The following is a 7,034-nucleotide window of genomic DNA, read 5'->3' as shown; positions in this document are numbered from 1 at the left end:
TCCCCAACAACCTGATGCCCTTCGTGGCCCAGGTGGCCGTGGGCGCGCGCGAGCACCTCAACGTCTTCGGCGGCGACTACCCCACACCCGACGGCACCGGCGTGCGCGACTTCATCCACGTCATGGACCTGGCGCGCGGCCACGTCGCCGCCATCCAGGCCCTGCTGGGCCGGGGCGAGAGCTTCACCGTGAACCTGGGCACCGGGCGCGGCCACAGCGTGCTGGAAGTGGTGGCCGCCTTCGAGAAGGCCAGTGGGCGGCCCGTGCCCTACCGCGTGACCCCGCGCCGCGCGGGCGACGTGGCCCAGTGCTGGGCCGACCCGTCGCTGGCGCGCCAGCTGCTGGGCTGGCAATCGCGCCACACGCTCGATGAAATGTGCGCCGACGCCTGGCGCTGGCAGCGCGAGAACCCGAACGGTTACCGCAGCTGAATGCCGGCGGACTGCGCCGCCTTGAACGCCCCTTCGCCGAAGCTCGCGCCGAACTGGCGCGCCAGGCGCAGGCCCAGGTTCTCGCGCTGGGTGTAGTCCACCACCTCCTCGGCCTTGATCACCTCGCGCGCCACGTAGTCGAGGTTGCCCAAGCCATCGGCCAGGCCGTGGCTCACGGCCTGCTGGCCGCTCCACACCAGGCCGGTGAAGGTGTCGGCGTCTTCCTTCAGGCGCTTGCCGCGGCCCTGCTTCACCACCTCGATGAACTGCAGGTGGATCTCGTCGAGCATGGCCTGCAGGTAGGCTTTCTGCTGCTCGTCCTGCGGGCTGAAGGGGTCGAGCATGGCCTTGTTGCGGCCCGCCACCATCAGGCGCCGCTCCACGCCCAGCTTGTCCATCAGGCCCGTGAAGCCGAAGCCGTCCATCAGCACGCCGATGCTGCCCACCAGGCTGGCCTTGTCGACGTAGATGTCGTCGGCCGCCGCCGCGATGTAGTAGGCCGCGGAGGCGCAGGTTTCCTCCACCACGGCATAGACCTTCTTGTCGTGCAGGCCCTTCAGGCGGCGGATCTCGTCGTTGATGATGCCGGCCTGCACCGGGCTGCCGCCCGGCGAGTTGATGAGCAGCACGATGCCCTGGGCCCCCTGGTCCTCGAAGGCCTGGCGCAGCGCGGGCAGCACGTTCTCCGCGCTGGCCTGGGCGCCGGCACCGATGGTGCCTTCGATTTCGATCACCGCGGTGTGCGGCGTGCTGGGCTGCGAGCCCGCCATGTGCTCGGCCTTGACGGCCAGCCAGACGATGGCGCCGATCACCAGCAGCCAGGCGAAGCGGAAGAACAGCTTCCAGCGGCGCGCGGCGCGCTGCTCCTTGAGCTGGGCGAACAGCAGCTTTTCGATGGCCTCGCGCTCCCAGGCAACGCCGGCGGGGCGCGGGGTGGCGGCGGTGTTGAAGTCCTCGTTCACGACGGGCTCGCTTTCAGAATTCCACGGGTTTGAGATGGTACTGGGAGCGCCAGTGCACCACGCCGTCGAGCTCCACCAGTTCGATCCGGAACAAGCCACCCCGGCAGGGGCCGCCGCGGCATTCGCCGGTGTCGGGCGCGTACACCGCGCCGTGCGTGGCACACAGCAGCCAGCGCGCGCTGTCGTCGAAGAAATGGTCGGGACGCCAGTCCAGCTCCATGGCCACGTGCGTGCAGCGGTTCAGGTAGGCGTGCGCGCGGCCCTGGTAGCGGATGGCGAAGGCCCGGCAGGTCTGGCCCGCGTAGTTGACGTCGAAGGACACGCCCTGGCCGCCATCGACCAGGTCGTGGCTGTGGCACAGCGGGTGCAGGTCGTCGGCGGGGGCGGGCGCCATGCGGGTCGGGCCTCAGGCGTGTTCGAGCAGCCAGCCGTGCAGTTCGGCCACCGAGTGCGCGACGAAGCGTGGCCCCAGGGCGTGGAAGGCGTCGGGCTCGTGCGCGCCGTAGCTCACGCCCACGCTCGCGCAGCCGGCGTTCACCGCCATCTGCAGGTCGTGCGTGGTGTCGCCGATCATGAGCGTGCGCTCGGGCTCGACGCCGAACTCGCGCATCAGCTGGTGCAGCATCAGTGGGCTGGGCTTGCCGGCCGTTTCGTCGGCCGTGCGCGAGCCGTCGAACACGCCGCTCAGTTCCACCGTGCGCAGCACCTCGTCGAGCCCACGCCGGCTCTTGCCGGTGGCCACGGCCAGCCAATGCTGCCGTTCCTTGAGCGCCTGCAGCAGCGGCAGCACGCCGTCGAACAGGCTGAGCTCGTTCTGGCTGGCCAGGTAGTGGTGGCGGTAGCGCTCGCCCAGGCGCGGGTACAGGTCGGGCGGCACGTCGGGCGCGGCATGCGCCAGGGCCTGCATCAGGCCCATGCCGATGACGTAACTCGCCTGCTCGCGCGTGGGCACGGTGCCGCCCACGTCGGCCACGGCGCGCTGGATGCTCTGCGCGATGACCGCCGTGGAGTCGTAGAGCGTGCCGTCCCAGTCGAAGGCGATGAGATCGTAGCGGCGGACCATGGCTCAGCCCAGTTTTTCCAGGGTCCTGACGTGGTGCCGCAGGTGATCGGCCACCACGCTCTGGACGAAGTAGTAGCCGTGGTCGTAGCCCTCGTGCCAGCGCAGCGTGAGCGGCTGGCCGGCGGCGCGGCAGGCGGCTTCAAGCCGGTCCGGGTGCAGTTGCGCCGCCAGGAACTGGTCGGCGCGGCCCTGATCGATCAGCAGCGGCGGGCAGCGCTTGCCCGCCTGGATGAGCTCGGTGGCGTCGTGCTCCGCCCAGCGGGCGCGGTCCTCGCCCAGGTAGCCGGTGAACGCCTTCTCGCCCCAGGGGCACTGCGTGGGCGCGGCGATCGGCGCGAAGGCCGAGACGCTCTGGAACAGCGACGGGTGGCGCAGCGCCAGCGTGAGCGCGCCGTGCCCACCCATGGAGTGGCCGAACACGCCGACGCGGTCGCGGCGCAGGGCGAAGCGCTCGAACACCAGCGCGCGCAGTTCTTCCACGATCCAACGCTCCATGCGGAAGTGACGCGACCAAGGCGCTTCGCTGGCGTCGAGGTAAAAGCCCGCGCCGTGGCCGAAGTCCCAGGCCGCGTCGGCGCCCTCGATGCCGGTGGCGCGCGGGCTGGTGTCGGGCGTGACGATGGCCAGGCCCAGCTTGGCCGCCAGGCGCTGCGCGCCGGCCTTGATGGCGAAGGTTTCCTCGGTGCAGGTCAGCCCCGCCAGGTAGAACAGCACCGGCACCGGGCCCTTGGCCGCCTGCGGCGGCAGGAACACGCCAAAACGCATCGGCAGGCCGATGGCGGCCGACTCGTGCCGGTAGAAGCCCTGCACGCCGCCGAAGCAGCGGTGCTCGCTCAGCGTCTCCACGGCCATCAGAACTCCACCACCGAGCGGATCGACTCGCCGCGCTTCATCAGCGCGAAGCCCTCGTTGATGTCCTCCAGCTTGAGCTTGTGCGTGATGAGGTCGTCGATGTTGATCTTGCCGTCCATGTACCAGTCGACGATCTTGGGCACGTCGGTGCGCCCGCGCGCGCCGCCGAAGGCCGAGCCCTCCCACTTGCGGCCGGTGACGAGCTGGAAGGGCCGCGTGCTGATCTCCGCGCCCGCCTCGGCCACGCCGATGATGATGCTGCGGCCCCAGCCCTTGTGCGTGCACTCCAGGGCCTGGCGCATCACCTTCGTGTTGCCGATGCACTCGAAGCTGTAGTCGGCGCCGCCGTCGGTGAGCTGCACGATGGCGTCGACGATGTTGTCGTGGTCCTTGGGGTTGAGGAAGTGGGTCATGCCGAACTTCCTCGCCATCGCCTCGCGCTCGGGGTTGAGGTCGATGCCGATGATCTTGTCGGCGCCCACCATCTTGGCGCCCTGAATCACGTTCAGGCCGATGCCGCCCAGGCCGAAGACGACCACGTTGGCGCCCGCCTCCACCTTGGCGGTGAACAGCACCGCGCCGATGCCGGTGGTGACGCCGCAGCCGATGTAGCAGACCTTGTCGAAGGGCGCGTCGGGGCGGATCTTGGCCAGCGCGATCTCGGGCACCACCGTGTGGTTGGCGAAGGTGCTGGTGCCCATGTAGTGCAGGATGGGCTTGCCGTCGAGGCTGAAGCGGCTGGTGGCGTCGGGCATCAGGCCCTTGCCCTGCGTGCCGCGGATGAGCTGGCACAGGTTGGTCTTGCGGCTCAGGCAGAACTTGCACTGGCGGCATTCGGGCGTGTACAGCGGGATGACGTGGTCGCCCTTCTTGAGCGTGGTCACCCCCGGACCCACGTCCACCACGATGCCCGCGCCCTCATGGCCCAGGATGGCGGGGAACAGGCCCTCGGGGTCGGCGCCCGAGAGCGTGTAGTAGTCGGTGTGGCAGATGCCGGTGGCCTTGATCTCGACCAGCACCTCGCCGGCCTTCGGCCCTTGCAGGTCCACGGTTTCGATGGTGAGGGGGGCTCCGGCCTTCCAGGCCACGGCGGCGCGCGTTTTCATGGTGGGTCTCTCTCGGGTGTCAATGATGCGGGGAACACCCGCGAGGTTAACCCGCCTCCCCATGCCCGAGCCCGGCGCCGGGCATGCGTCCGGTCGCCTCAGTCGGCGGGCGCGCCGGCGCGGAACCAGTCACCGATCAGCGCGCGCTCCTCGTCGGTGATGCCGGTGGCGTTGTTGATGGGCATCACCTTGGTGACCACGGCCTGCTGGTACACCGCCTGCGCGTGGCGCTGGAGTTCGGCCGGGCTGTCCAGCCGAACGCCCTTGGACTGCAGGGCCTCGCCATGGCACATCACGCAGCGCTGCGCCACCACGGCCTGCACCCGGGCCGCGCTCACCGCCGGCCGCTCGGCCACCGGGGCGGACGGCGCGGGCTTGAGCCAGACGATCACGCCGATCAACACCACCACGCCCGCCAGCGCGTACTTCCAGGGGTGCGGGTTGCGGCCCAGCTTGAAGCCGTGGCGCAGCACGAAGAACTGCCGGATCGCCGCGCCCGCGGCCATCATGGCGATCAGCACCCAGCCGTTGTGCGGGTTCGCGTAGGTGAAGCTGTAGTGGTTGCTCAGCATGGCGAACAGCACCGGCAGCGTGAAGTAGGTGTTGTGCACGCTGCGCTGCTTGCCGCGCTGGCCATGGATGGGGTCCACCGGCAGGCCGGCCTTGAGCGCGGCCACCACCTTGCGCTGGCCCGGGATGATCCAGAAGAACACGTTGGCGCTCATGGCCGTGGCGATCATGGCGCCCACCAGCAGGAAGGCCGCCCGCCCCGCGAACAGCGAGGTGGCCAGCAGCGCGGCCACCGCCACCAGCACGGCCACGGCCGCGCCCACCTTGGCGTCGCCGTTCTTGGTCTGCCCCAGGGTGCGGCAGATGGTGTCGTAGGCCAGCCAGAACACCACCAGGAAGGCCAGCGCGGTGGCGATGGCCGCGCCAGGCGACCAGTCGAAGACCTGCGGATCGATCAGGTAGACCTTGGGGCTCCACAGATAAGACACCAGAAACAGCGCAAAGCCCGAGAGCCAGGTGGAGTAGCTTTCCCAGAAGAACCAGTGCAGGTGGCCCGGCAGCTGCGGCGGCGAGACCGCGTACTTCACCGGGTGGTAGAAGCCGCCGCCGTGCACGGCCCACAGCTCGCCGGTGGCGCCGTCGCGGCGCAGCGCCTCGTCCTCGGGCGGCGTGAGGCTGCTGTCGAGGAAAACGAAATAGAAGGAGGAGCCGATCCAGGCGATGGCGACGATGACGTGCAGCCAGCGCAACAGCAGGTTGGCCCAGTCGAGCAGGTAGGTTTCCATGGCACCTCGTTCAAGGGATGGCCTTGGGCCATCCGGCGTTTCGACTCACCACCGCGGGCGCTCTGAGCCGACCGAGGGCCGCGATACACGGTGCGTTGCACCGGCTCCGCTGCGACCACAGAAGGCCCGCAGTGTAGCGGTTTCAATGGACGACCCGCCATGCTGCGCACTGCGGGGCCGAGCGCCTTGGGAGCGGCCCGACAGCGCTCAAACGCCGCTCGCGGCGGTCGTCGACGTCAGCAGCAACAACTGCGCCACCACGGCCGCCGCGATCACGGCCGGCGCCTTGCCGGTGATGCCGGGCAGACCGATCGGGCAGGTCACGCGCGCCAGCTCTTCTTCGCCGAAGCCGCGCTCCGCCAGCCGGTGGCGGAAGGTGGCCCACTTGGTGCGGCTGCCGATGAGGCCAATGAAGCCGAGGTCGTCGCGTTCGCGCAGGCGGCGCAGGCAGGCCGCCACGATGTCCAGGTCCTCCGCGTGCGAAAAGCTCATGACCAGCACCAGCGAGCCGCTGGCCAGCGCCGGCACGGCGGCCTGCACCGGGTCGGAATGCTCGGCCGCCACACCCTCGGGCAGCGGGTCGGGAAAGGCCTCGTCGCGGCTGTCGATCCAGGTGATGGCGAAAGGCAGCGGCGCGAGCGCGCGCACCAGCGCGCGGCCCACGTGCCCACCGCCAAACAGCGCCACCGGCCTCAGGGCCATGCCCAGGCGCTCGCGCAGCGCCGGCGCGTCGGCGGCGCCGACGGGTTGATACGAAAGTTCCAGCGCCCCACCGCAGCACTGGCCCAGGCTGGGGCCGAGCGTGACCGACTGCACGGATGGCTGGACCGCGCGTCGCGCCAGCATCTCGCGCGCGCGGCGCATCGCGTCCCATTCCAGGTGTCCGCCGCCGATGGTGTCGATGGTGTCGTTGCGAAACACCGCCATCCAGGTGCCGGCCTCGCGGGGCACCGAACCACGCGAGGCGCGCACCGTCACCAGCACGGCGGGCTCGTCGCGCAAGCGGCGAAGAAAGGTCTGCAGCTCACCCGCCATGTGTGGCGTTCCTGTCGACAAAGCTGTATGGATCTGTAAGAGAAACCCAAGGGCCGCCAGTATCGGCCGTAGTGATTGGCACCGTGTGCGGTTTCGCACATACACTCCATCGGCCCCGCGGTATGGCGAGGCCGGCCCCGCTGAGAGAAACGCATGAGCACCCGAGACAAGAAGCCCTCCGCCCCCGCCCGCTCCGACGCCCCCCGGGCCAGCGCGCTGCGCTGGACCGGCCTGACGATCGCCGCCCTGCTGGCCGCCTGCGCGGCGCCGCTGCCGCCCCCCCCCCCCCC

At 70.1% G+C, this 7,034-nt stretch carries 8 protein-coding genes; 1 reads left to right on the top strand and 7 read right to left on the bottom strand.

Annotated features, from left to right (window positions below; all coding sequences use genetic code 11):
• Positions 1–431 (top strand): GDP-mannose 4,6-dehydratase (locus BGO22_RS17550; RefSeq protein WP_286851998.1); only part of this gene is annotated, 431 nt, incomplete at its 5' end.
• On the opposite strand, the gene BGO22_RS17545 is transcribed toward BGO22_RS17550, so the two are convergent.
• From BGO22_RS17545 to xdhC, 7 genes are all read right to left on the bottom strand, one after another.
• Positions 419–1,393, bottom strand: coding sequence for a S49 family peptidase (locus tag BGO22_RS17545; protein ID WP_239478163.1), 975 nt, complete (start codon positions 1,391–1,393; stop codon positions 419–421). The two genes, BGO22_RS17550 and BGO22_RS17545, sit on opposite strands and share 13 nt — an antisense overlap.
• Before the next feature lie 13 nt (positions 1,394–1,406).
• On the bottom strand, positions 1,407–1,787 hold the full coding sequence (locus BGO22_RS17540; protein WP_070397508.1) for a Rieske (2Fe-2S) protein: 381 nt from the start codon (positions 1,785–1,787) through the stop codon (positions 1,407–1,409).
• A gap of 12 nt (positions 1,788–1,799) precedes the next feature.
• Positions 1,800–2,456, bottom strand: coding sequence for an HAD family hydrolase (locus tag BGO22_RS17535; protein WP_070397507.1), 657 nt, complete (start codon positions 2,454–2,456; stop codon positions 1,800–1,802).
• Between the two features lie 3 nt (positions 2,457–2,459).
• Entirely contained in the window at positions 2,460–3,308 is an 849-nt protein-coding gene (fghA, locus tag BGO22_RS17530; protein WP_070397506.1) for an S-formylglutathione hydrolase, read from the bottom strand.
• Positions 3,308–4,414, bottom strand: coding sequence for an S-(hydroxymethyl)glutathione dehydrogenase/class III alcohol dehydrogenase (locus tag BGO22_RS17525; protein ID WP_070397505.1), 1,107 nt, complete (start codon positions 4,412–4,414; stop codon positions 3,308–3,310). Before BGO22_RS17525 ends, fghA begins: the two co-directional genes overlap by 1 nt.
• 98 nt (positions 4,415–4,512) lie before the next feature.
• On the bottom strand, positions 4,513–5,709 hold the full coding sequence (locus tag BGO22_RS17520; RefSeq protein WP_070397504.1) for a urate hydroxylase PuuD: 1,197 nt from the start codon (positions 5,707–5,709) through the stop codon (positions 4,513–4,515).
• A gap of 207 nt (positions 5,710–5,916) precedes the next feature.
• Positions 5,917–6,744, bottom strand: coding sequence for a xanthine dehydrogenase accessory protein XdhC (gene xdhC / locus BGO22_RS17515; RefSeq protein WP_070397503.1), 828 nt, complete (start codon positions 6,742–6,744; stop codon positions 5,917–5,919).
• Positions 6,745–7,034: the final 290 nt, after the last annotated feature.

It is taken from the genome of Hydrogenophaga sp. 70-12 (assembly GCF_001897365.1).
Lineage (GTDB): Bacteria > Pseudomonadota > Gammaproteobacteria > Burkholderiales > Burkholderiaceae_C > Hydrogenophaga > Hydrogenophaga borbori.
This window is presented reverse-complemented; position numbering and strand designations above follow the sequence as displayed.